The sequence below is a fragment of the Lelliottia sp. GFLA7 genome, from assembly GCF_056490165.1.
The window spans coordinates 70,236-93,758 of record NZ_JBWLAQ010000002.1 but is presented as its reverse complement, the minus strand read 5'-3'; the positions used below and the strand labels follow the sequence as shown (position 1 = coordinate 93,758).

The window sequence follows — 23,523 nt, the reverse complement described above, 5'->3', positions numbered from 1 at the left end:
GATTCACAAAATCTGGCTGAGATGGAGTTGGCCCATCAGCAGCGCGTTATCGCTGTAGTCGACGGGAATGGCCACCACGGCCGGGCCATCGACATCCATTGCTTTACGCAGCGTCGGTTCGAGCGCGTCGGCGCTCTCCACGGAAAAGCCTTTTGCACCGAAGGCGTCGGCATAGACTTTAAAATCGACCGGGCCGAACTCCACGCCCGAAAGACGCTGGTATTTTTTCTCTTCCTGAATTGCCACCATGTTGTAGGCGTTATCCACCCAGATGATGTGCAGCACGTTGGCATTGAGACGCACAGCGGTTTCCAGTTCCATGCTCGACTGAAGGAAGCCGCCATCGCCTGATACCGAAACCACCTTCCGACCCGGATTCACTAACCACGCACCAATTGCCCACGGCAGCGCGACGCCCATAGTCTGCTGGCCGTTAGAAATCATCACCTGACGTGCGCGGAAGCTGTAGAGATAGCGGGCGATCCAGATGTGAAAACTGCCCATATCGACCGTGAGCGTCACGTCGTTGTTCACGATGTCCTGCATCGCCCGGACGATGCGCAGCGGATGCAGGGCAAACTGGTTGAGCGATGCACCACGGCGATCGAGCAGATCGCGCTGATGCTGACGATCAACAAGAATTTCTGACGCACGTGGACTGAGCTCAAGCTTCTGCACAATTCGGCTCGCGAGCAGCTCCAGCGTGGCGGCAATGTCCCCTATTAGCTCCAGATCGGGCACATAGTTGCGTTCTTCATAGGCTGGGAGGACATCAATGTGCACCAACCTGGCATCGCCGCGGTTCCACATGGAAGGTTCGTATTCAACGGGGCTGTAGCCGATGCAGATAATCAGGTCTGCCAGATGCAACAGCCTGTCGCCGGCCTGATTATTGAAGAGTCCGACGCGCCCGGCAAAACGGGTGAAGTGCTCCTGGTTCACGGCTCCGGCGGCCTGATAGGTGCTGGTAACCGGGATACGGCTTTTTTCCAGTAGCTTACGCAGCGCTACGCTGTTCGCGGGCTGGCTGGCCATCAGCCCCAGCAAGATCACCGGATTTTTGGCGTTTTCGATTAGCTTCGCCACGTCGTTAATGGCTGACTCCGGCGCCGGGCCCATCAAGGCGGCGTTGCTGGCAGGGAGAATCGCCCCTGTGACGGGCTGATCGACAATATCCTGCGGCAGGCTGACAAACGCCCCGCCCGGCCTGCCCTGTTCTGCGGCGCGAAAGGCATTCGACACAACTTCGGCAATAGCGTCTGGTGAATTGACCTCAACGGCATATTTTGTGACAGGGCTGAACATGCCAACGGTGTCCATACTCTGGTGCACCAATTTGGCTTTATCCGCCCGCTTCACGGCGCCCCCCAGCGCAACTACCGGATCGCCTTCGCTGTTGGCCGTAGCGATGCCGGTAATCAGATTCGAACAACCTGGCCCGGAAGTGACCAGCGCCACTCCAGCTTTACCGGTTAGCCGACCTACCGCCGCCGCCATAAACGCCGCGTTCGCCTCGTGACGCACGGGAATGATCTCAATGGAGGAATCCAGCAGGGAATCGAAAACTTTGTCGATTTTTGCGCCCGGAATACCGAAAACCTGCTTCACCCCCTGCGCTTCCAGCTGGCCGACAATCATATCGGCGCCATGCGCCCACTGCCGTATCTGTTTATCACTGTTCACGGTGGTTCTCCTGTTAGTTTTCTACGGAACGGATCGCTGCATCCAGATTGCTGGGGTGGAGATCAGCCTGTAAAAAAGCGCTGTCGGCAGGCAGATCAATCATCAGCTTGTGAATTTCACCAAAGGTCAGCACACCGTTTTCTAACTGGTAGTCGAGCAGATGCCCCCCACCCTGACGATCGTCGGTAATGAAATGTTCGTGATAACCCGCCACGTTAATGCCCTGCATATGCTGCGGCGTACGGAACCCGACCAGCACGCCTTCGCGGTGGTTGAAGCGAAACACCGGCTGGTCGTCCAGCACATCGGTCATCGCCCGGTATGGCGGCGTCTGGCGCGGAACGGTTCGGGTGTGTGCTTGGCGAAAACGCCCGTCAATACGTAAGGCGCAGAACAAATTATCTGAGGGGATTTGCTGGTCGATCACCTCATGGACTTGCTGGCGATTCACCGGCGCATCGAAGGTTTTACGGTATTGAGGCTGGAACCAGGTCATTACTGCGAAAGGTGTTTTCTGCTCGAGTTTGGCGGCTCGGGCGCTGCCGTCGGCGCGCAATTGATATACCTGGCTGCTGAAGGCAATCATTTCGCCGTCCAGCTCATTGAACGTGCCCAGACCAAAATCACCGTGTGCCAGCAGCCCGGCGATGGTGGTCTCCCCTTCGTACACGCCGCTCAGCAGAGCGCTCATTAGCGATGTCTGATAGATCACGCTGTCAGGATGTTGGGCGGAAAACCCGCGCAGGGTCTCGCACAAACTGGCCTCACAGTCGCATGCAGATGAATGCAACATCGTATTCGTCCTCTTCAACTTTATTTAGAAAGGTTAAATAAATGTTGACCCGATTCAGCTGAGAGTTCCAATATAGATCCCATGCTGGTTTGAGACGTTTTAGATATGGAACTTCGTTATCTGCGGTATTTTGTCGCCGTTGCACGTGAGCGACACTTCACCAAGGCAGCCAAAGCGCTGGGTATTTCTCAGCCTCCTCTGAGTCAGCAGATCAAACGGCTTGAGGATGAAGTTGGCACGCCGTTGTTCAGGCGCCTGACACGAGGTGTGGAGCTAACCGAGGCGGGAGAAGCCTTTTATGAAGACGCCTGTAAAATCTTGGCGCTGAGCGATGCCGCGCTGGAAAAAGCCCGAGGTATCGCGCGTGGGCTGAACGGCAGTCTGTCGATCGGAATCACCAGTTCGGACGCCTTTCACCCCAAAATATTCGCGCTTATCCGAAAATATCAGAAACAGAATATGGCTGTGCGTGTTTACCAGGTGGAGGCCAATATGTCTTCGCTGACGACTATGCTGGCGGAAGGCGAACTGGATATCGCCTTTGTGCGTCTACCGTGCGAGAGCAGCAAGGCGTTTGAAGTGAAAGTCCTCGACCGAGAACAAATGATGGTCGCGTTACATCGCAACCATCCGCTTGCAGAAAGTGGTGAAGTAGCCCTGGAGCAGTTGCGGGATACGCCGGTGGTGTTATTCCCGCAGGAGATTGCTCCGTGCTTGTACGACAGCGTTTACGGTTGCTGCGAGCGAGCCGGAATTGATATGCAGAATATGTTGCAGTCGTCACAGCTTTCCTCTTCCATAAGTATGGTGGCCGCCAGCTGTGGGTTTGCCATGGTGCCGGAATCGATGACAGCCATTTCACATCCGAATGTCACCTATCATGCGTTGACCTCACCTGATATCTATACTGATATCGCCCTTTGCTGGCGGCGGTTTGAACGTTCGCACACAGTGAAACGTTTTATATCTACCATGAATGAGGAATAACTTTAGCGTAGTGACGTACTATGGCGTTGTATGCTCATTCATTCCAGAAGCCGTTCCTCACGATTTTTCTCCAGGAATGAGAAAAGTGGTATTAACGTGTTTTCTCCCCACGTAATGTGGACACAGCCTGGGCGGGTAATTGTCTTCGCGGGTGACATTGCCCTGGTAGATAATTGTCAGCCTGGAGGGAGCCCAACGCACCTCCTGTATTTCCGCACGGCAGAATATTATCATTTTCAAAAATCTCTTAGCCAACATCACAGCGGGTTAATGAGTTTTAAGCCCGGTCAACCCCAAATAAGGTGGTAGTCTACCCTGCCTTCATCACGTTAATCTGGTGCTATCAAAAGAAACACAAACAAGAAGCGCCCATGGAAATTATTTTGATGCGACACGGAAAGCCTGTTTTTGAGGGTATTTCGAGAGTCACGAGCCGTGAAATGGCTGACTGGATTAGACACTATGACAGCTCCGATATTGGTCGCGATATGCCCCCCGAATGCAGTCAAATATTAGCCTCCAGCGCATCGCGGATCATTAGCAGCCCTCTTCCCAGAGCGCTTTCTTCCGTGAACACATTAGGGCGTGAACCGGACCTTATTGATGACGTCTTCAGGGAAGCCGCTCTGCCGATATTGCACCTGCACGGCTTTCGATTATCACCGGTCGTCTGGGCTGCTTTCTTCCGCGTCATGTGGCTGTGTGGCATATCCCGTGATGTAGAGCCTTTAGGAACAGCAAAGCAACGTGCGGTTCAGGCTGCGGGCATCCTCGTCACGGTAGCAAAGGCCTCAAACGGCCCGGTGTTACTTATGGGTCACGGCGTGATGAATCGGCTCATCGCAAGGGAACTGATATCGTTGGGGATGAAAGAGTATCGACGTCAGGGTAAAAAATACTGGGACGCCGGTATCTATAAACTAAAGTAAAAGCGGGAAAGAACCGCAGAATCACCCTGCCGTTTTATGCCGACGTTGGAGCGTTGCATCGAGCTTGCGTTGCAGCGGATCAGGAACGTCCCCTTCAATCAACTTGCCAATCAAATCAAAGCAGTGCCACGCCAGTTGGCGATTATCCTGGCGTATCGTATCAATCGGGATGGCCAGAGAATCATAAAGATAGTGATCGTCAAAACTGGCCAGTCGCATATCACTTTGCAACAGATTGTGCTGGCCCATGTAGCGCAACACCCCTTCGAGTAAGCCACAGGCAGCCGTGAAAACGGCCTTCGGTGGCCGCCCCAACTGCGCGCACAGCGCAGCGAACATCTCGTAGCCGGAACTTGGATGATAGTTCCCGTGAATAATCCATTCCGGACGCAACGTGGCGCCTGCCTGCGCTAACCCCTGCTTGAATCCTTCTAAACGATCGCGCGTGGGCGAAAGCCGCGGCTGCCCTCCGAGAAAATAGATTTCATCCGGATGCTGCCGAGCGATGTCGGCGACGAGTTCACGAGTTGGCGTAATGGAGTCGGTAATCACCTGCGGTAACGAACTGTCATTCATATGCCGGTCAAACAGCACGATGGGCAGTTGTTCGCTCAGCTTTTGGTAGTCGGTGTCATTCAACATGCTCGAGGCTACAATCAAGCCATCGACCTGACGGGAAACCATATTGTTGACCACCACGGTTTCTTGCCCCGGGTTTTCGTCCGTACAGGAGATAAGCAACTGGACGCCAGCTTCGCGGCACAACGTCTCCAGCTCATGTGAAAAATCAGCAAAGCCGTAGTTGGTGATTTCTGGCACGACCAGTCCGATGGTATGGCTACGATTATCCCGCAGCGATCGCGCATGAATACTGGGCTGGTAGTGATGCTGTTTTGCAATGGCAAGCACGCGATCGCGCGTTTCTTCTGCTACACGTAATTCTTTGCTGCGACCATTCAAAACCAGACTGGCGGTCGCTTTCGATACGCCCGCCAGTTCTGCTACGTCTTTAATGGTGATGCGTTTTGTTTTTCTCACAACGACTTAGACCCGGCTGCCAAAACCCTCATTCTATCATGCTAGCGCGAAGCGACCAGTAGCGTAATGTGATGACGGACGCACCTTCGAAGCGTATTTGCGCCGGATGGCCCGGGAAATAGCGGCTACTCATCACGCCCTCGCCTTCATTAATGAAAATTTCGACGCTGGATCTGTCGCACAAAACGCGCAAAGAGCTGACCTTTCCGTCCCAGTAACGCGTCAATATTTCATCATTGCGCAGGGTTTTTCGTTCAAGCCTAATCCCCTTTTCGTCCAGGCTGAGCCACAGCGTATCGGCGAAGTTCACCTTCACCGCCGCGTCAGTTTTAAGCTCGAACTCAAGACGCCCGGCGTCCAGCGCGGGGGCTGATGCAGCATTTCCGTGCCAGTTTTGCGCTTCCTCGCGCAGCTGTTGCAGTTCCCGAATCGGTGTTTGCCAAAGTTTTCCGTCGCGGAAATGCAGCTCGCGCGGACACGTCATCTGATGGATCCAGCCGTATTCGCAGGTTGGCTGTAGTATCTCTTCTCCGTCCGGGACGCCCATCCAACCAATCAGGATCCGACGGCCATCTGCCGCTAATGTCGTTTGCGGGGCATAAAATTCAAACCCGGCATCCAGTTCGTGCAGCGCGCCATGTTCAAATTTCGCATCGTCATAATGAAAATCGCCGCTCATCCAGGTAGAAGGATAGGTATTGCGATAGCGATGCGGTTCGCGCGCCAGTCCCTGCGGGCAGCAGATCAACACGTGCGTACCGTCCAGCTCGAACAGGTCCGGACACTCCCACATATACCCTGCATCGGCCAGATCGTTCACGCCGTGGCCCGCGATTTCGCCGAGGGGCTGCCAGCTGTGCAAATCCGCAGACTGATACAGCAGCACTTTGCCGCGCTTTTGTAAATCCTGTGCGCCCAGCACCATGTACCACTGCCCATCGTGCTGCCACACTTTTGGGTCGCGCACATGGCCGGTATAACCTTCCGGTAGTGGCAATACTGGACCGAGCTTATCGAAACCACCGGCTTCATTTTGTACTGCCAGGCATTGCCATGCGGTGCGACTGCCGTCATCAAATTTGACGTTGCCGGTATAGCACAGCGTTAAAACGCCCTGATTATCCACGGCGCTACCGGAGTAGCAGCCGTTACGGTCGTATTCTTCATCCGGCATCAGCGCCATCGGTTCATGCTGCCACTGCACTAAATCAGCCGAACTCCAGTGGCCCCAGCATTTGTAACGATGATCGCAGCCTAGCGGGTTCCACTGATAGAACAGATGGTAACGTCCGGCAAACCAGATAAAACCGTTGGGATCGTTCATCAATCCGGTCACCGGCGCAAGATGCCACTGAGGATAATGATCGTCAGTTAACGTCTGCGGTTGGCCTTTCATGACGGCCTGCAGTACCGCAGGCCAGCGAGAAGGAATCGTCATTATTCAGAGTCCGTTTTGTATTTCAGCAGTAAAGACAGCGCAAAGGCGACGCCAAAAGCAATGACCATGCCGATGATGTAGTTCAGCAGCGAGTTCGCCTGCACAATCGCCATGCCTGGAATCGCCGTCAGGCCCACTGCCGTCATATAAACATGTACCGAAACCACCCACGCACCGCCCGCTGCACCACCAATCAACGCGGCAATAAACGGCTTCACAAAGCGAAGGTTAATCCCGAAGATGGCCGCCTCGGTGATACCGAGCATGGCAGAAAATGCGGACGGTAAGGTAATTGCTTTAATCTTCGCGTCTTTAGTTTTAAACCACACGGCCAGACACGCCCCGCCCTGTGCCACGTTCGCCATCGCCCAAATCGGCAGCAGGAAGTTAACACCAATCGACGGATTTCCCAGCAATCCCGCTTCGATAGCGTGGAAACTGTGGTGAATGCCGGTGATGACAACCACCGAGTACAGGCCACCGAATAACAGCCCTGCCAGCCAACCGGCATGTTCAATCAGCGTGCTCAGTACGAAGGAGATACCGTCGCCCAGTGCGCGCCCCGCCGGGCCAATAATCAGCAACGCAATAAAGCCGGAAATAATCACGGTGAAAAACGGCGTGAGAATTAAGTCCAGTGCATCCGGGATCACGCGGCGGAGTTGTTTTTCAACATGGCTCATAAACCACACAGCCAACAGCACCGGGAATACCGTGCCCTGGTAACCGATCATGGCAATGTCGAGGCCAAAAAAGTCCATGGTATGGAAGCCCGACGCCACACCCCAGGCGTTGGTCAACGCCGGATGCGTCAGGATGCCGCCAAGCGTCGCGCCCAGGTACGGGTTGCCGCCAAATTCACGGGCGGCGGTAAAACCAATCAGGATCGGCAAAATGATAAACGCCGCTGAACTGCACATGTCGAGCATGATGTAGATCGCGTTATCGGCATTCACCCAACCGTAGGTTTTTACCATCCCCAGCAAGCCCATTAGCAGACCCGATGCGACGATGGCAGGAATGATCGGCACGAAAATATTCGACAGCAGACGCGCGATACGCTGGAACGGATTCAGCTTACGCGCCGCGATGTCGGCGGCTTCAGACTTGGTGGATTCCCCTATGCCAGTGGCCTGAATGAACGCCGCGTAGACTTTATTCACCACGCCGGTGCCGAAAATGATCTGCATTTGCCCCGCGTTGCGAAAACACCCTTTGACCCCGTCAACCTTGCCGATCGCCTGCTGGTCAGCCAACGCATCATCGACCAGGACCAGGCGTAAACGCGTGGCACAGTGCGCCGCGCTGGCAATGTTCTCTTTTCCACCGAGCAGCGGAATCAGCGCGTTGGCAATTTTATCGAAATCCATAGACACCTCTACCTGAACGTATTTTTATGATGTAAGTGACGCTCCCGCCAGGCGGGAGCGTGAAGGGTTAAAACCAGGTTTCCATCTGTACCCCAAAGTTCCATTCCCCACCTGCGTTGAAGCCGCTGCTACCAAAGGCGTCATCGCTGGCGTAGTTATCCAGTTTGCTGCTCCAGTCCATCCATGTTGCATACAACCGTAATTCAGGACGGCTGAAGAAATCGCCGATCTTGCCCGCTTTTAACGTCGGTGCGAAGGTCAGTTTGTAGAAGCTGCCGTTCACCGCGTTGCGGTCCTTGTAGCCTTCCGGATTCAAATCCATGTATTGATAGCTGCCCTCAAAGGCGAGTGCGAAGTTCTGCGTCACTTCCTTGATAAGCCGCGTATTGAGCGTGACCCATTCGTAGCTGTCGCCTTTGACGTAACGATCTTTACTGCTCTGTGCCAGCAGTGCTGGAGCGATATGCCATCCGCCGCCGAGAGGCGTGACACCGTAACTTGCGAAGCGCCAGGTATCCGCTTCAGAGAGCAAAGCCCCGTCCGAACCGATACTTTTCACTTCGGCACCCAGGCCATGACCGTACAGCACTGCCGTTTTGGCAGAACCTTCACGCAGGCCATAGAAGCTGTCGTTATGCAACCCGACCAACGCATGAACACCTTTATTGGCGGCATCGGTTTTGATCAGATCGCCGTTGGCATCCTTGCGGTCGTCGTTGTCCTTAGCACGCATCCCGCTCACCATCACCTGCAGCGGACCTGCAAAGTGATTCATGCTCAAAATGTAGTTTTGAACGTTGTTGTCGATCTCTTCTTCGCTGCCAAAATTACGCCCGTAGATGGCGAAATTGCTGCGGAAATTGTCATCCCATTTGACGTCATAGACCCCGCCGCCGGTCCCGGCTAGGAACACCACATCAGAATCGAGCCAGTGGATGTCGAAGTTATCGCGGTCAAAACGCTTACCTGCCCAGAAGGTACTGCTCTTCAGCGGGCCGCTGAAATCAGGCAAGCTGCCCAGCTCTGCAAACGCCTGACGAATATTCAGATCGCTGGAGTCGGCTGACCAGTCGTTATAGGTTTTTTGACCGTCCGCGAGCATCGCTTTAAAGCGCGTCGTCGCCCCGCTTTCGAGCGTCTGTTTGTGTTCGACATTCAGCTCAACGTAGGTGTCTGCCTCGTTACCCAGTCGCCCTACTGCGCCGCCCGTTTCACCGGCGGGAGTCAGATACGGACCACTTTTGCTGCTGGATGCCGCGTCGTTCATCAGCAATCCTGAGCGAGCATAACCGTGAAATTCGAATCCGCTGGTTAGGTCTGTTTTCTTCTCTAACGCAGCGGTGCGCTGTGCGACATCCTGAGTGCTGGTTTGCGTTTGCTGTTGAACGGCTACGAGTTGTTGCGTTTTTTGTTCTGCGGCGGCCGCCCGTTTTTCAGCCGCCGTTGCACGTCCTTCGGCCTCCTGAAGACGTTGTTCAAGCGCGGCAAGACGGTGTTCGATACTGTTCATATCCGTCTGAGCATACACAGAAGCGCTTCCGGCCAGCATGCCAATCATCACGGCAAGTCTGCGTTTTTTATACATTTTGTCGCATCCCTAAAAGAGGTTATTGAAAGTTGCTAAATTGCTAAACCGGTTTAGTTTTGAGATACTAAACCGCTCAATTTTGCTTGGGCAACTTTTTTTGCTAAACCGTTTTAGTAAATGTGACCCGCACGACAATTCAGACCGAGACGCCACAGCGGACAGGTCCTTTTAATCCAGGTCGCGTCGATAAGGTAATGCGGTCATCGCCCCTTTGGCCGTCGTGGCAAGCGCACCGCAGCGCTGAGCTAGCGCAATGATAGTCGGGAAATCGGATGTTCCGCTCGCCAGGCCATACAGCATCCCAGCGACAAAGGCATCACCTGCACCAGTGGTATCCACGCTCTTGACCACTGGCGCGCCATAGGTGGTGATCTGACCGTTGTGCCAGGCGACAACGCCCTCTTTACCCAACGTAACCAGCACTGTTGGCACCGCGTATTGATCCACAAACAGCCTCAGGCCCTCATCGACCGCGAGTTGCCCGGTAAGAAACGTTAACTCCTCTCGCGACAGCTTAACCATGTCGGCTTTGCGTAACGCCTGATCAAGACAGTCACGCAAAACGTGGGCGTCCTGCCACAGATCGGCTCGAATATTGGGATCAAAACTGACTAGCCCTCCCGCATTTTTAACGGCATCCATCGCCTGAAACGTAGTCGAGCGGCTCGGTTCGGCGCTTAGCGCAATGGAACAGGTGTGCAGCCACTGCCCCTGCTGGAAAGCGGGTAAATCCTGAGGTGACAAGAACAGGTCGGCGCTGGGGCGAACCATAAAGGTGAACGAGCGCTCGCCGTCGGGCTGCAATTCCACCACGACCGTCGAGGTACGTTGCTGCGCATCGAAATACAGAGAATCCACGCTCACATTCTCGGCAATCAGCGTTTGTTGCATAAAGCGTCCAAACGGGTCGTCGCCCACCCGGCCAATAAAGCCGCTCTCTCCGCCTAAACGCGCAACGCCGACCGCCACGTTGGCAGGCGCTCCGCCTGGACATTGCAGCAATCGTCCTTCGCCATCGGGCAACAAATCGACAACCGCATCGCCCAGAACCCATATTTTCTTCATGATGCTCACCTTTAGCTAAATATGTTAAACCGGTTTAGCTATTTAAGCACAACATCTGAAAACGGGAAATAGTGGTGAGAAAATGATGAGAATCAGACACGCATTTGCCGACACCATCGCAAGAAGAATTGCTGCGCCGATGGTATGGTTGAGTTGAGCGTCGAAACAGACCAAAAATAGCGGATCATCTACACTTTTTGTACACGCAACCCGGAGATGTGCGCATGGCCGACTGGAACCCTTCTTTATATCTGCAATATGGCGCGGAACGAACGCGTCCGGCTGCGGAGTTGCTCGCACGCATTGCGATCGACGATGTGTCAGACGTGCTGGACTTGGGTTGCGGCCCTGGCAACAGCACCGCCCTTTTACTTAAGCGCTGGCCGTTGGCCCGGATTATGGGTGTCGATAATTCGCCTGCGATGCTGGAACAGGCTCGCGTTGCGGTACCTGAATGTCGCTTCATTGAGGCTGACGTCCGGAAATTTAAGCCAGAACACGCGGTCGATCTCATTTACGCCAACGCCTCGCTGCAGTGGGTGCCGGATCATTACGCGCTGCTCCCCCACCTCATTTCCCTGCTCAAACTCAATGGCGTTCTGGCAGTACAAATGCCCGATAACGTAGATGAACCCAGCCATGTTCTGATGCGAGAAGTCGCTTACGAGCAGGGCTATCCGAATCGTGCCCGCGAACCGCTGCCCGGCATTCACGCTTACTACGATATTTTGACGGAAACCGGTTGCGATGTGGATATCTGGCGGACAACGTACTATCACAAGATGAGCTCCCATCAGGCCATTATTGACTGGGTCAGTGCGACGGGGTTACGTCCGTGGATGCAGGAATTAAGCGAACATGAACAGCTGAAGTTTCTGGCGCGATATCATGAACTGCTGGTCCAGCTGTATCCGATTCAGGAAAATGGACAGATATTACTGGCCTTTCCACGACTGTTTTTCGTTGCCAGACGAGAGCCTTAATCCGAGGTGTAATACATCACACTGCCCCCAAAGTGGCCGTCAGCGTGATGTTAACGCTCAAAGCGGGACACGGTAACGGACGAAATCATCCACCCCGGCATAACGGTCATAGAGTTGCCGTGCGGGATTGTTCTGTCGCGTCATCCAGTAAAGCATCGACCATCCCTCGCGTTTCCCCTCGGACTGAAGCGCATCAAGCAGGGCTTTGCCCGCGCCCATTCCTCTGGCGTCAGCATCGACAAACAGATCCTCCAGATAGCAAATGGGTGCCGTTGTCCATGTCCCTTCATGCAGCACGCAGAGGGCAAAACCGATCACTTTCCCCTCTGTTTCCGCTACCCGACATAAAAGAGCGGAATCAGGATTGAGCGCCCTTTCCCAGGTGAATGTCGTGATCGACTCATCCAGGTGATGATTATTAATACTGACGTATCCATCCCAAAGCGATCGCCATTGAGCATAATCCTCGGGACGTAACGCTCTTACCTTAACGTTCATTGATAATCTCATTTTAGACGTCGATTGCCATATCGATACAGCGCAGTTCTGCTCCTGCAAGCTTTGAAACATAGCGATTTTCACCGAGCGTGGTGAATCCTTGTTTCAGATAAAAAGCATGCGCATTAGGCGTCGATGAGAGTGTTATCCGTTTTATTCCCCGTTGGCGCGCTTCCTCTTTTATGGCCGTGATAATCTTCCCGGCCAGCCCTTTGCCCGTCGCGTTCGGCACAGTAAATACGGCCTCCACGCTGTGCATCGCCAGATCAAGATAACCGGTTGCGACCGGTTCACCATTTTCATCAACAGCAACGTAAAAAGGATTGTCGATAACCACCTGACGATAGCTTTCCGGCATCAGATCGGGTGTCCAGCGATCGATAACCTCGGCGTCATAACTGCTCTGACAGCCTGCGCGAATCGCCAGATTGCGAATTTGCCACAGTTTTTCAGCTTCCTCCGGTACTGCACGTCTTAAGGTCATTCATTCCTCTGCTGTTCAGGCTTTTTAGAATGTGGTACTCATGAAAATAGCAGAAGGCAAACAAAAACTTAACGACTAAAAAGGGAGATCCTGACATGGCCACGCCCACGCTCACCACGGAACGTTTGTTACTCAAGCCGTTAGAAAAAACCGATGCAGAGCAAATTCAGGCGCTTTATCCGCGCTGGGAAATTGTTCGCTATATGGTCGCCAGCGTGCCGTGGCCCTATCCACCCAACGGTGCGGAGTATTATGTCAATCACGTCGCACTGCCCGATGTCGAAAAAGAAATCGCCTGGTTCTGGACGATTCGCCGACATGAAAATCCAGAAGAATTGATAGGACTCATCTGCCTGTATGACGAAGAAGATAACAATCGCGGGTTCTGGCTTGCGCCGGAATGGCAGGGCAAAGGCTTAATGCGCGAAGCCAGCATTGCCGCTACGGATTACTGGTTTAACACGCTCAACAGACCGCTCCTTCGGGCGCCAAAAGCGGCTATCAACGATCGTTCGCAGCGGATTTCTGTGAGTAGCGGCATGCGTCTGGTGAAAACTGAAAAGAAAGCCTACGTCTGCGGCGAGCTGGATTCCGAGCTCTGGGAAATAACACGCGAAGAGTGGAACGCTCTAAAGCGTTCCTGAATGTTCATTACGTCAGCTGATAGCGTCTGTCGGGTAACAGTCGTGCCGGGATTTCTGACTCATCATTCATTTGCAGCAGATCGATTTCCATCGCATTGCATATTGCATCGAGCGGCAAATCGTTGTTTTCGATACCAAACGGTTCTTCCAGCTCTTCAGCCAGGGCATCGAGTGCAATGAAGGTATAAGAAACCAGAACGGAGATGAACGGCGTCATGTAATGCAGATCGCCAACCAGCGCAAACGGCAGCATGATGCAGAACAAATAGACGGTGCGATGCAAAATCAGCGTGTAGGCAAACGGGACGGGCGTATTGGCGATGCGCTCGCAACCCGCCAGCACCACCGACATATCATTCAGGCGATTATTGAGACTGTGGAAAAGAATATCCGACAACTGCCCTTCTCTGCGGCGGATGGCCAACCACTCGCCCATGATCAGCAGGATTCGGTTAGCCGGTGATTGAGAGTCCATCGCCGCACGCAGGTGTTCTGCACTGAGATAGCGTGCCAGCCTTTCAGCCTGTGGTTGTCGGCGCAACGTCATGCGTAAACAATGGGCGAAAGCAATTTGCAGGCGCACAAACTCACCCAGATGCGGATCGTCCGGTAATGTGTTTTTCACCTCGCGAAACAACGAGCGTGACGCTATCATCAACTGCCCCCAAAGCTGGCGAGCTTCGACGTAGCGCGAATAACAGGCGTTATTGCGAAAACCGAGGAAAATAGCGATCGCCACACCAAGAATACTGAATGGCGCAACGGTCAGCTTGAAGCCCAGCGACGAGTACCAGGGCAACGTCAGGACAACGGCAATGGATAACAGGAAGTTGAGAAACAGCCGGGTAAAAATTTTAGACAGGACAGAACCGTGCCAGACAAAAATCAGGCGCAGCCAGTGCTGTTGAGGACGAACAATCATAGTCAGCTTCAGGCAAATAAAGAGCGCGACTATTAAACGTGATCGCCGTCACCGTTGCAAGCTTGTTACCAGGATATTGCAATTTCCTTCTGATAGACAAATAATTGCACCATGCTGAGGTGTGTTTTTTAAAAGCCTGGATAATAGTATGTTGTAACTAATGTGCCTTTTTAAAAAACCCGGCCGGAGCCGGGAGAGAGATTAGCAGAGCTGTTTTACCGCAGCCCGCATTCCCTGTAGCAAAATAGCATCCAGGTCGAGCGTAACTTGTTCTACCAATCCGCTGACGTTCGTCAGGTCTTGTTCCCAATGCTCGCTCACGCTCAGAACCGCTTTGACCAGTTCGCTGGTGCTGATCTGTTTGTCGTGATGCTGAGCCCACAGCTGCTGATAACGATCAAGCCAGTGTTGGTCATCTTGCACCGGATAGCTTTCGCCGTTGCGCTCCCCGCGATAGAACGCAATCAGCGCAGCCAGAGCAAACGTCAGACGCGCCGGTAATTTGCCGGTAGCCTTCTGCCCTGCCAGCAGTTGAGGGAGGATGCGGGTACGGTATTTTGTCATGCCGTTCAACGCAATCGACAACAGCTGATGCTTAATGTAGGGGTTACGGAAACGCCCTGTCACCGCACTGGCGAAGGATTCCAGCTCATCTTTCGGCAAATCGAGTACCGGAATAATTTCCTGATAAATGGCTTTTTCCACAAACGCACACACTTCTGCGTCGTTCATGGCTTCACCAACAGTGTCCAGACCCGCCTGGAAGGCGACAGGAACCAGCGCAGTGTGCGCCCCGTTCAGGATCGCGACTTTACGTTCTTTATACGGCTTGATGTCGTCAACAATCAGCACGTTCAGCGAAAGTTTGTCCAGACGCAGTTCGCTGGCCAGGGACTTAGGCCCCTGGATGACAAACAGATAGAAGTGCTCGGCGGTATCCAGGAAGCCATCGTGATAGCCCAGTTCTGTTTCAAGCGCAGTAACTTCATCACGCGGATACCCCGTCACAATGCGGTCAACCAGCGTTGAACAGAAGACGTTGGCATTGTTCAACCATTGCGTAAATTCTGCAGGCAGTTCCCACGTTTGCGCATAACGGAGCACCAGTTCACGCAGGGCATCGCCATTATAATCAATCAGTTCGCACGGAATAATGACCCAACCTTTATCGGCCGCACCGCTGAAATGGCTGAAGCGCTCGAACAGCAAACGGGTGAGTTTGGCGGGATAACTGACGGCTGGCGCATCGTCAAATTTGTCTTCAGCGTGGTAGCTAATACCCGCTTCCGTAGTGTTTGAGAAGACAAAGCGCATGTCAGGATTGTGCGCAAGCTTCAGGAATTCGTCGTACTGGCTGTAAACACTGATTTCACGGTTCACGGAGCGGATTAGACGCGCATCGCTCACCGCTTCGCCCTGCTCATTCAGACCACGAATGATAGTGGTATACAAACCATCCTGGGTGCTGAGTGAAGGCGGGAAATCGCTCTGGATTGGGCGGACAATCACAACGCCTGAGTTCAGATCGGTATGTTCGTTTAACAGGTCGATCTGCCAGTCGATGAACGCACGCAGGAAGTTACCTTCACCAAACTGAATGATACGTTCAGGATAGAGCGCACCGGGGAAATCGCGACGGTTGAGTGTGTTCACAATGGGGTTCCTTTTTTAATTAGTCATACAGCCCGATAAGATTGGTCCAATAACTTATCAAACTTTTCGACCATGAAACCCTGTTTTGATCAATTCCTGCAGCAATTGCGAAATAAATTATAAAAACTTATAGAACACAGTTGTCGCCGTCATTTCGCCGTCTGGCATCAGCGCGTAATCAGGGATTTCCCCCACTCTTATCCAACCCCCACGCACATAGAAGCTTTCCGCATCACTGCCGCTTGCGGTGTCCAGCACCAGAACGGTTTTGCCCTGCTCTCTGGCGACAGCTTCAAGCGCTTCCATTAATGCCATGGCGACTCCGCGGCGACGCGCTTTTTCATGAACCAGTAGCTTCGCGACATCGGCGCGATGCGGCTGATTTTCTGGTTGATCGGTCAGGAGTTGTACGGTGCCTAAAAGCTCGCCTTGCTCGTCGCGACATACCAGCACGGTACGCTCCTGGCGGCCGACGCTTTCGGCAACGCCGCGCCAGAAAGCGCACGCATCATGATGAGAAAAAGGAAGCATAAAACTGACCGATGCCCCGCCGTTCACGCAGTTGGCAAGAATATCGGCCAGGGCATCAATATGAGAGAGGATTTCATCCCGGGAGAACGTGTGAACAGACATAGACGGGGTCATAGGGTTTCCTTGTAAAGTGACCCCAACACATTGCTATTAACAATGACTTAACGCAAGTTGACCCGCCATAGGTCTTTGTGATGTTAATGCCCGACTGCGTATTGCTGTTTCATGGCGGAAATCTTTTCATCGGCAATTTGCAGCCAGCGCTGGAGATCGTTCTGCTGATGGTCAAATTCACACACGCCCCAGGAGAAAGTCAGGCTCCACGGATGCAGGCCGCGCTGATTGTAGTTCGCCACCTCTTCGTTTAAAAACTGCATCGCGACCCACGCGCCCTGCTCGTCCGTATCTGCAAACAGCACCGCAAACTCATCGCCGCCGTAGCGCACCAGCAGATCCGCCTCACGGAATGAGCCACGCATCAGTTCCGCCATCGCTTTTAGCGCAACATCGCCCTCTGCGTGGCCGTAACGTTCGTTAATCTGCTTGAAGCGGTCCAGATCCATCCAGGCAAGCGTTAACGGTTCCGCGCGTCGTCTGGCACCGTAAAGCGCAAATGCCGCAAACTGGTTAAACCCGCGCCGGTTAAACAATCTCGTCAATTCATCGGTTGTTGCAGCACAGGCTGCGGCAAACTCATTTTCTGCCAGCGCGGCGAGATCGTTAAGCGCCGTCAGGTCATTAGGGCTCATTTCGCGAGGAACATAATCCAGCAGACACAGCGTTCCGACGAGTGCCCCGTTGGGTAAAGAGAGCGGAATCCCAGCGTAAAAACGCACACCGGGCGTTCCGGTGACTAGCGGATTATCGCGAAAACGGGCGTCAAGATGCGTATCAGGGACCACCAGCGGAACGTTATCCAGAATGGCGTGCCCGCAAAAAGAGACGTTTCGCGGCAAGCCCGCCGCCATGGTGCCTTCCGTCGAGATCGCCACCTGTGAACGTTCATCAATCAAATTGACCGTCGCCACGGGTACGTTAAACAGGCGTTTCGCCAGACGACTGATCCGGTCATAAGGCTGATGATGATTCGATTCCAGAAGCCCGGACTCACGCAGGGCGAGCAGACGTTCAGATTCATTAGCAGGAATTGCAGGCGCTTTCATAATGTCTCCTGACACTCAGCTTTTTAATAGCTTAGCCTAAACAAGCGACTTGTCAGTGGGCGTAAATTCGATTTTTACCGCCGCGTTTGGCCTGATAAAGAGCGGTATCCGCGGCCTGCAACCAGTCGGTGACATTTTCCATGTCACGTGTTGCACCCGCAATACCGATACTTAACGTACAATTAATCGCTTCTTCCGCCACATCTTCCATAACCGCAGCGGCCTCCATGATTCGCGACGCCACCACGTACGCTTCTTCAATTGAGGTGTTCGGCAGCAGGATGACAAATTCATCGCCGCCCAGCCGCGCCGGGGTATCCGTCTGTCGGGTGGCCAGATGCAGAATCTCCGACACCGTCGCCAGCATCGTATCCCCCACTTTATGGCCAAAACGATCGTTCACATCTTTAAAATTATCGATATCGATAAACATCAGCGCCGATTCACGACTGGCATGTTGCAGCCTTTTAAGCTCTTTCTCGATGCGTTTTTCCAGTAAGCGTCGGTTAGCAATGTCCAGCAACGGATCCATCATCGCGATCCGCTCCAGCTCGCGAGATTTAACACGCAAGCGGATCGCAATACTGTCCGTCAACACGCTCAGGGCAATAACATAGATAGCAATTAACGGCAGCGTGGCAAACATGGTTTGCTGAGAAACGGTGATGGCAAATGGCATTCCTTGCACCAGCCAGGCCGCGAGAAACACCACCAACATCGCGACAGCGGCTTTTCTCATCAGGACAAAACCGCCCGCGGAGAGCCGATCCGCCAGCAGAATGGTGGTAATCACCACCGAGGGCAACGGATTCACCGCCATCATCGCTATCCAGAATCCGCCCGCTGCAGCATCCACAACAAGATTCTGATGCTCAGTCACCAGCGGCGTTGAGGATCGACTGGCATGTTGCCAGGCCACGGTCGGCCAAACAAAAGCATTCAAGGCGAGTAAAACCATTAGCCATTCTGAACGTTGTTGTTCAATCAGGACGGTAAGAATAGGAATAAAACAGAGAAATGTGCCAAGGATACGCATCAAAAACATACGTTTGACAAACCGATTCCCTGGTAAGCGATGCTGTTTACTCAGTTTGTCCATTCCGTTCATGCTGCGTTTTTTCCGATGTGAAATCTCGGGTATCTTATTGAGCTTAAAAATAACAGGCAACAATTATATACGCATATTGATAACATCTGTGCCGCATTCTGCCTGGGATGGTGACGGTTACACGCGTTCGGGATCTTTTTGCGCGTCGACCGTCGGCAGATCGTTCAGTTGACGCGCACTGATACGATTTCGCCCAGCTTTTTTCGAACGATAGAGATAGTCGTCGGCTTCGGCCATCAGCTTGTTAAAGACGTCCGTCAGTTGCCAGGATTCCGCTTTTGCGCTGCCAAGACCAATACTCACCGTTAAAAACAGCCGTTGCTGACGCCAGATAAACGGGTGCGAAGCAATAGTTTCTCTAATTCTTTCAGCCAGCGCTAAGCCCTGCTGCGCATCGACCGAATCCACCACCACCGCAAACTCTTCGCCACCCATACGCGCAACGATCCCGTCTTCACCCACCTCCTGCTGGACTTTCCCGGCAAAGGCGGCCAGCACGTTATCGCCGCACTCATGACCATAGTTGTCGTTGATGCTTTTGAAGTAATCAATATCTAACAGCATGACCGTTAAAAAGCGGGGATGCCGATGGGATTCTTCATGCTTCAGCGCCTCATACAGGCCTGAACGAGAGTAAACACGCGTGAGAAAATCGTAATCGGCTCTCAGAGAAACCTGACGAATAAGCGAATTGATCGCCGCTACGCTGACGGAAACCATGATCGGACAAATCGCCATGGTGGCAATCCCCAGGCGCGCAGAGAACATCATCGGCGTAGACAGCGGCGTGGCGACGGCAATATCGATAATGGAATTGGCCACCAGAATGATTTCAATCCCGCCGGTCAGGAACGTCAGTAAGCAGGTCGCCGGGAGTGAATAACGGACGGCACACCAGATAAGCGCGGGCAACGGGAATGCCAGACTACCCGCACCGCCAATCACCACTGAGGCAATCACCGACACCACCAGTGCCAGAACAGGCAAGAAATGCTCCACTGGCACCGAACGATTCATCTTCGGCACTTTGACAGTCAACAGACAGGGTAAAATGAGCACGCCCGTTGAAAACTGCTCGCTAAACCAGTCGGCATACAACGGCCAGAAGGTCAGACTGTCGATGCCCACGGACCCCATCGCCCCCACCAGCGCGCAGAGCAGCGCAGCAATCAGACAATAGTTAAACAGCCGCAGGGCATTAATCGGATCGGGGGTTTTGCGCCCCATTTGTGTGTCCCGCATGACCAACTGAGCCACCGTGACGATAAAGACCATATTGGAAAAATTGATCACCACGGAGGCAATGCCCCAGTTGGTCGTTATCGCGTCATACATCAGCATCGCAATATAGGAGACCGCGTAGTAACGCAGGCGATTGAGATACGCATAGCGGGCAAACACCCCTGCCATCACGCCGTTCAGCGGCCAGAAGAGGGAGAGCGCTTCCACAAGGCGCAATTCTGCACCGATAAAATAAAACAGCGTGGTGAGTGCAAAAATAGTGACTGTATTTCGCAGGGCGTTGTCGGGCTGGAACGGCTGAAACGAGAGCAAGGAAGAGCGCATTAAATATCAATCCATATAATCGCTTAACGCAATCATTTAGCGGCCATCAGCAGGAATAATCAAAGACTAGCATGTATCTGTAACATGCCTACCCCATGAAAATAAACTCTCAATGTTTGGGGTTCATTTGCAGGACCAGCCAATGGTGGATAACGCTTACGATATACGCCTGTTGATTGGCATCTAACGCTTGTCCCTGGGGTATCTGGTGCCACTTCGCCAGACAACCGCGACAGCACGTTGCGGTGGCGTGTTGGGCAATAAACACCGGGTGACCGCGCATGGGTGTCTGCTTACCATCATTTACCGGCTGCGCGGGAGCCAGGCGATGGGCGATAAAGTCCGCGGCATGTGAGTCAATCATATCCGCGCCTTTGTCCCAGCAGTATTGTCGCTCTTTAGGTCCCAGTTGAAAGCGCGAGCGGAACGTCGACCGCGCCAGACGGGCAAAAAGAGGATCGAGGGTATTCATCAGTAAACGGATCGACCAAGACGCTGGGTCAGCTTTTCAAGTACCGCGACGCCCGCAAGGGAATTACCGGTGTCATCCAGTTCCGGGCTCCACACGGCAATCGCCATCTCATGCGGCACAATCGCGACCACGCCGCCGCCGACGCCCGATTTTGCAGGCAGCCCTACGCGCCACGCAAATTCACCGGCATTCTGATACATCCCGCTGGTCGCCATAAGCGCATTCACCTGACGCGCCTGCATAGGCGTCACCACCGCCTGCGCGTGGTGCGAGGAATAGCCCTTATCGGCCAGAAACAGAAACGTACGGGCCAGCTCTACGCAGCTCATCTTCAGCGCGCAATAGTGGAAATAGTTCTGCAGCACCGTAGCGACATCGTTATGAAAATTGCCGAAGGATTTCATCAGCCAGGCAATCGCAGCATTTCGCGCTGAATGTTCAAATTCAGAGCGTGCAACGTTAGCATCGTAGCTCAGGTCAGATACGCCGCTCAGCTGGCGCACAATTTCCAGCATGCGCTGACGCGGCGCGCTAAGGCGGCTTTGCAGCATATCGCACACCACCAGCGCCCCGGCGTTAATAAACGGATTACGGGGTTTCCCCTGTTCGATTTCCAGCTGCAGCAGCGAGTTAAACGGCTGACCAGAGGGATCTTTACCGACCCGTTGCCAAATCTCGTCTTCCTCGTACTGACGCATCGCCGCGACCAGGCTTAATACTTTGGAGATGGACTGAATAGAGAAGCGCTCGGTGGCATCGCCGGCCTGATAAAGCTGTCCCTCCACGGTACAAATGGCAATCGCCAGTTTGTTTCCGCTCACCGAGGCGAGCGCGGGAATGTAATCGGCGACCTTTCCCTTCCCCAGTAACGGGCGAACTTGCGCCAGAATATCGTCCAGCATCTCATTATCAATGACCGCAGCCACAGTCTGCTCCTTGCCCACAGGCCAAAATCGGCCTGTGAGTATAACAGAGGCTGATATATCGCGTCAGGCTGGAAGACGAAAGCGCGAAACGGCCTGCATCAGCAGATAAGATTCATCGTGTAATCGGCGTGAGGACTCCGACGCGGTAGTCACCAGGGCGTCCGTCTGGCGAGACACCTGATTAAGCGCCTGAAGTTGACGCGTCATCTGATGGATGCTGTCGCCCTGACTCAGCGTCGCCGCCGAAATATCATCCAGCAAACTGCTTAAATTGCCGACCAGTCCGGTGACCTGCTGCAGATTGTTTTCGAGTCGGACCACCGCTTTTGACCCGTCCTCGATGCCCTGCAACGAGTGATTGATCAGCGCCTGAATAGTCTGCGTCGAATGGATACTCTTTTTCGCCAGCATTCCCACTTCGCGCGCCACAATAGCAAAGCCGCGCCCCTGATTACCCGCATGGGCCGCCTCAATTGCCGCGTTAAGCGCCAGGATGTTGGTCTGAAACGCGACGCTATCGATCATTGATACGATCCCGCGCATCTCCGAGGATCGTTCGACTATCGCCTGCATTGACGCATTCACCGTAGACATCATTGCGTCCCCGCCCGCTGCCGTCTGTCGCGCTTCGTTCGCGCGGGTGCTCGCCAGTTTCGCGTAGCCGGTGTTCCCCTCGACGTGGGTTTCCAGCGCGGCGATATGCGCGGTGACTTCGTTAAGCTCTTGCGCCTGGCGCGCCGACTGCTGATACAGTTTCTGATTGCCGTCCGCCAGCGAGCCAATATTCTCGACCATCGACAGCGTCGCATCGCTGACTTCCGTCACCAGCTGCTGCAAACCATTTTGCATAGTGGTGATACTGGCGTTTAGCTGCCCTATCTCGCGGTTAAAGCATTTGATGTCCGGCGCGGCTCCCGACAGATCGCCAGCGGCGAGCCGGTCGATATGCGCAATAAGCTTGCGCAGCGGAGTGATGACCCAGCGCGACATCCCAAACCACACCAGGAACGCAATCATGAGCAACACTACCGGTGCGAGCAGGAACAATGACTGTAGGTTTGATAATCGGTCCATCAACGACTGTCGGCCCACGCCTGCGCGCTCCTCGCTGGCGAGCTGATAGCGGGCGAAGTTATCGTTGAAATCGGTCTGGAAGGCCTGGGCAGGCACGGCAAAAAAACTGTCAATCGAATTGGTTTTGACGAGCCCTTCCGCCTGCTCGTTGATGGCCCCGAAGAAGAGCTGATAGCTATTCACCAGCGCCTCGTCTTTTGGCGGACTGAGCGCCAGCCATGCATTCCAGGCCTGCTGCGAGGCGTTCAGGGCTTTCTGCGCGTCATCCATCAGGCTATGCCAGCTCCCGTCAGAGCCGGTCTCTTTATCCTGCATGAAATAGACGCCGGAGCGGTTAAGCAGATCGCTTGCGGCTAATAGCGAAACGCGTGCCAGATCCAATTTGCTCTGCTGCTGTTGCGTCAGCTGATTCTGTTGTTCATTACGCTGTGCGTCGCGCAGAGAGGCCGTCAGCAGTACAGACGAGGAGAGTTGCAGTACGGAAAAGAGTCCGATAATACAAAAGATGCCCGCCAGCAGACCAAACTGGCGCTGCATCCCGCGCTTCGCACTCCGGCGGAAAATTTGCGTTAAGTTCATAATATTCTTCTGTAACAATACGTTAGACG

Annotated in this window: 22 protein-coding genes; 4 read left to right on the top strand and 18 right to left on the bottom strand. The window is 53.7% G+C overall.

Features of this window, described 5'->3' with window-relative positions:
• Positions 1-3: 3 nt before the first annotated feature.
• Positions 4-1,683, bottom strand: coding sequence for an acetolactate synthase AlsS (gene alsS, locus AC07RN_RS05900; RefSeq protein WP_478335856.1), 1,680 nt, complete (start codon positions 1,681-1,683; stop codon positions 4-6).
• Positions 1,684-1,696: 13 nt separating this feature from the next.
• Entirely contained in the window at positions 1,697-2,476 is a 780-nt protein-coding gene (budA, locus tag AC07RN_RS05895; RefSeq protein ID WP_449554406.1) for an acetolactate decarboxylase, read from the bottom strand.
• 105 nt (positions 2,477-2,581) lie between these two features.
• On the opposite strand from budA, the gene AC07RN_RS05890 reads away from it, so the two are divergent.
• Together AC07RN_RS05890 and AC07RN_RS05885 are read left to right on the top strand one after the other, a co-directional pair.
• Positions 2,582-3,463: a LysR substrate-binding domain-containing protein gene (locus AC07RN_RS05890; protein WP_478335855.1), complete on the top strand. Its 882-nt coding sequence runs from the start codon at positions 2,582-2,584 to the stop codon at positions 3,461-3,463.
• Between the two features lie 371 nt (positions 3,464-3,834).
• Entirely contained in the window at positions 3,835-4,392 is a 558-nt protein-coding gene (locus AC07RN_RS05885; protein ID WP_478335854.1) for a histidine phosphatase family protein, read from the top strand.
• Positions 4,393-4,413: 21 nt separating this feature from the next.
• Here the strand turns inward: AC07RN_RS05885 and AC07RN_RS05880 are convergent, their stop codons facing one another.
• From AC07RN_RS05880 to AC07RN_RS05860, 5 genes are all read right to left on the bottom strand, one after another.
• Positions 4,414-5,430 (bottom strand): LacI family DNA-binding transcriptional regulator, encoded by a 1,017-nt coding sequence (locus AC07RN_RS05880; protein WP_478335853.1) that lies wholly within the window; start codon positions 5,428-5,430, stop codon positions 4,414-4,416.
• A 28-nt stretch (positions 5,431-5,458) separates the two neighbouring features.
• Positions 5,459-6,868 (bottom strand): sucrose-6-phosphate hydrolase, encoded by a 1,410-nt coding sequence (locus tag AC07RN_RS05875; RefSeq protein ID WP_478335852.1) that lies wholly within the window; start codon positions 6,866-6,868, stop codon positions 5,459-5,461.
• Positions 6,868-8,238 (bottom strand): sucrose-specific PTS transporter subunit IIBC, encoded by a 1,371-nt coding sequence (locus tag AC07RN_RS05870; RefSeq protein ID WP_478335851.1) that lies wholly within the window; start codon positions 8,236-8,238, stop codon positions 6,868-6,870. The genes AC07RN_RS05875 and AC07RN_RS05870 overlap by 1 nt, the downstream gene beginning before the upstream one ends.
• 67 nt (positions 8,239-8,305) lie before the next feature.
• Positions 8,306-9,823, bottom strand: coding sequence for a carbohydrate porin (locus AC07RN_RS05865; protein ID WP_478335850.1), 1,518 nt, complete (start codon positions 9,821-9,823; stop codon positions 8,306-8,308).
• 171 nt (positions 9,824-9,994) lie between these two features.
• Positions 9,995-10,894 (bottom strand): aminoimidazole riboside kinase, encoded by a 900-nt coding sequence (locus tag AC07RN_RS05860; protein WP_478336275.1) that lies wholly within the window; start codon positions 10,892-10,894, stop codon positions 9,995-9,997.
• 221 nt (positions 10,895-11,115) lie between these two features.
• Between AC07RN_RS05860 and tam the strand changes: the two genes are divergently transcribed.
• Positions 11,116-11,874, top strand: a complete 759-nt coding sequence (gene tam / locus AC07RN_RS05855; protein WP_478335849.1) for a trans-aconitate 2-methyltransferase — start codon at positions 11,116-11,118, stop codon at positions 11,872-11,874.
• Positions 11,875-11,931: 57 nt separating this feature from the next.
• On the opposite strand, the gene AC07RN_RS05850 is transcribed toward tam, so the two are convergent.
• Positions 11,932-12,372: a GNAT family N-acetyltransferase gene (locus tag AC07RN_RS05850; RefSeq protein ID WP_012017408.1), complete on the bottom strand. Its 441-nt coding sequence runs from the start codon at positions 12,370-12,372 to the stop codon at positions 11,932-11,934.
• Positions 12,373-12,385: 13 nt separating this feature from the next.
• Positions 12,386-12,856 carry an N-acetyltransferase family protein gene (locus AC07RN_RS05845; protein ID WP_478335848.1) on the bottom strand — a complete coding sequence of 157 codons (471 nt, stop codon included), beginning with the start codon at positions 12,854-12,856 and terminating at the stop codon, positions 12,386-12,388.
• A 95-nt stretch (positions 12,857-12,951) separates the two neighbouring features.
• Here AC07RN_RS05845 and AC07RN_RS05840 point away from each other — a divergent pair, with 95 nt between their 5' ends.
• Complete coding sequence (locus AC07RN_RS05840) at positions 12,952-13,500, top strand: GNAT family N-acetyltransferase (protein WP_478335847.1); 549 nt, start codon at positions 12,952-12,954, stop codon at positions 13,498-13,500.
• A gap of 7 nt (positions 13,501-13,507) precedes the next feature.
• Here the strand turns inward: AC07RN_RS05840 and AC07RN_RS05835 are convergent, their stop codons facing one another.
• From AC07RN_RS05835 to AC07RN_RS05795, 9 genes are all read right to left on the bottom strand, one after another.
• The gene (locus tag AC07RN_RS05835; protein WP_407437587.1) at positions 13,508-14,422 is read right to left on the bottom strand and encodes a bestrophin family protein; all 915 of its coding nucleotides are present in this window, start codon (positions 14,420-14,422) and stop codon (positions 13,508-13,510) included.
• 201 nt (positions 14,423-14,623) lie between these two features.
• Complete coding sequence (locus AC07RN_RS05830; protein WP_478335846.1) at positions 14,624-16,075, bottom strand: tagaturonate reductase; 1,452 nt, start codon at positions 16,073-16,075, stop codon at positions 14,624-14,626.
• A 117-nt stretch (positions 16,076-16,192) separates the two neighbouring features.
• Positions 16,193-16,720: an N-acetyltransferase family protein gene (locus AC07RN_RS05825; RefSeq protein ID WP_478335845.1), complete on the bottom strand. Its 528-nt coding sequence runs from the start codon at positions 16,718-16,720 to the stop codon at positions 16,193-16,195.
• Positions 16,721-16,803: 83 nt separating this feature from the next.
• Positions 16,804-17,769 carry a sensor domain-containing diguanylate cyclase gene (locus tag AC07RN_RS05820; RefSeq protein WP_478335844.1) on the bottom strand — a complete coding sequence of 322 codons (966 nt, stop codon included), beginning with the start codon at positions 17,767-17,769 and terminating at the stop codon, positions 16,804-16,806.
• A 52-nt stretch (positions 17,770-17,821) separates the two neighbouring features.
• Positions 17,822-18,814, bottom strand: a complete 993-nt coding sequence (locus tag AC07RN_RS05815) for a diguanylate cyclase (RefSeq protein ID WP_478336274.1) — start codon at positions 18,812-18,814, stop codon at positions 17,822-17,824.
• Positions 18,815-18,994: 180 nt separating this feature from the next.
• Complete coding sequence (locus tag AC07RN_RS05810; RefSeq protein WP_478335843.1) at positions 18,995-20,443, bottom strand: GGDEF domain-containing protein; 1,449 nt, start codon at positions 20,441-20,443, stop codon at positions 18,995-18,997.
• 109 nt (positions 20,444-20,552) lie between these two features.
• A complete protein-coding gene (locus AC07RN_RS05805) occupies positions 20,553-20,915 on the bottom strand; it encodes a DUF4186 domain-containing protein (RefSeq protein WP_012017399.1) in 363 nt (120 codons plus the stop codon).
• Positions 20,915-21,841, bottom strand: a complete 927-nt coding sequence (glsB, locus tag AC07RN_RS05800; RefSeq protein ID WP_449554393.1) for a glutaminase B — start codon at positions 21,839-21,841, stop codon at positions 20,915-20,917. The genes AC07RN_RS05805 and glsB overlap by 1 nt, the downstream gene beginning before the upstream one ends.
• A gap of 63 nt (positions 21,842-21,904) precedes the next feature.
• Positions 21,905-23,494, bottom strand: coding sequence for a methyl-accepting chemotaxis protein (locus AC07RN_RS05795; RefSeq protein ID WP_478335842.1), 1,590 nt, complete (start codon positions 23,492-23,494; stop codon positions 21,905-21,907).
• Positions 23,495-23,523 lie beyond the last annotated feature (29 nt).

Coding starts and splice junctions, on each gene's coding strand:
- AC07RN_RS05870 (WP_478335851.1), bottom strand. CDS start 8,238: ATGGATTTCGATAAAATTGCCAACGCGCTGATTCCGCTGCTCGGTGGA.
- AC07RN_RS05815 (WP_478336274.1), bottom strand. CDS start 18,814: ATGTTTTTGATGCGTATCCTTGGCACATTTCTCTGTTTTATTCCTATT.
- budA (WP_449554406.1), bottom strand. CDS start 2,476: ATGTTGCATTCATCTGCATGCGACTGTGAGGCCAGTTTGTGCGAGACC.
- tam (WP_478335849.1), top strand. CDS start 11,116: ATGGCCGACTGGAACCCTTCTTTATATCTGCAATATGGCGCGGAACGA.
- AC07RN_RS05865 (WP_478335850.1), bottom strand. CDS start 9,823: ATGTATAAAAAACGCAGACTTGCCGTGATGATTGGCATGCTGGCCGGA.
- AC07RN_RS05890 (WP_478335855.1), top strand. CDS start 2,582: ATGGAACTTCGTTATCTGCGGTATTTTGTCGCCGTTGCACGTGAGCGA.
- AC07RN_RS05835 (WP_407437587.1), bottom strand. CDS start 14,422: ATGATTGTTCGTCCTCAACAGCACTGGCTGCGCCTGATTTTTGTCTGG.
- AC07RN_RS05825 (WP_478335845.1), bottom strand. CDS start 16,720: ATGACCCCGTCTATGTCTGTTCACACGTTCTCCCGGGATGAAATCCTC.
- AC07RN_RS05805 (WP_012017399.1), bottom strand. CDS start 20,915: ATGAATACCCTCGATCCTCTTTTTGCCCGTCTGGCGCGGTCGACGTTC.
- AC07RN_RS05885 (WP_478335854.1), top strand. CDS start 3,835: ATGGAAATTATTTTGATGCGACACGGAAAGCCTGTTTTTGAGGGTATT.
- AC07RN_RS05875 (WP_478335852.1), bottom strand. CDS start 6,868: ATGACGATTCCTTCTCGCTGGCCTGCGGTACTGCAGGCCGTCATGAAA.
- AC07RN_RS05795 (WP_478335842.1), bottom strand. CDS start 23,494: ATGAACTTAACGCAAATTTTCCGCCGGAGTGCGAAGCGCGGGATGCAG.
- AC07RN_RS05810 (WP_478335843.1), bottom strand. CDS start 20,443: ATGCGCTCTTCCTTGCTCTCGTTTCAGCCGTTCCAGCCCGACAACGCC.
- AC07RN_RS05840 (WP_478335847.1), top strand. CDS start 12,952: ATGGCCACGCCCACGCTCACCACGGAACGTTTGTTACTCAAGCCGTTA.
- AC07RN_RS05820 (WP_478335844.1), bottom strand. CDS start 17,769: ATGAAAGCGCCTGCAATTCCTGCTAATGAATCTGAACGTCTGCTCGCC.
- AC07RN_RS05845 (WP_478335848.1), bottom strand. CDS start 12,856: ATGACCTTAAGACGTGCAGTACCGGAGGAAGCTGAAAAACTGTGGCAA.
- AC07RN_RS05850 (WP_012017408.1), bottom strand. CDS start 12,372: ATGAACGTTAAGGTAAGAGCGTTACGTCCCGAGGATTATGCTCAATGG.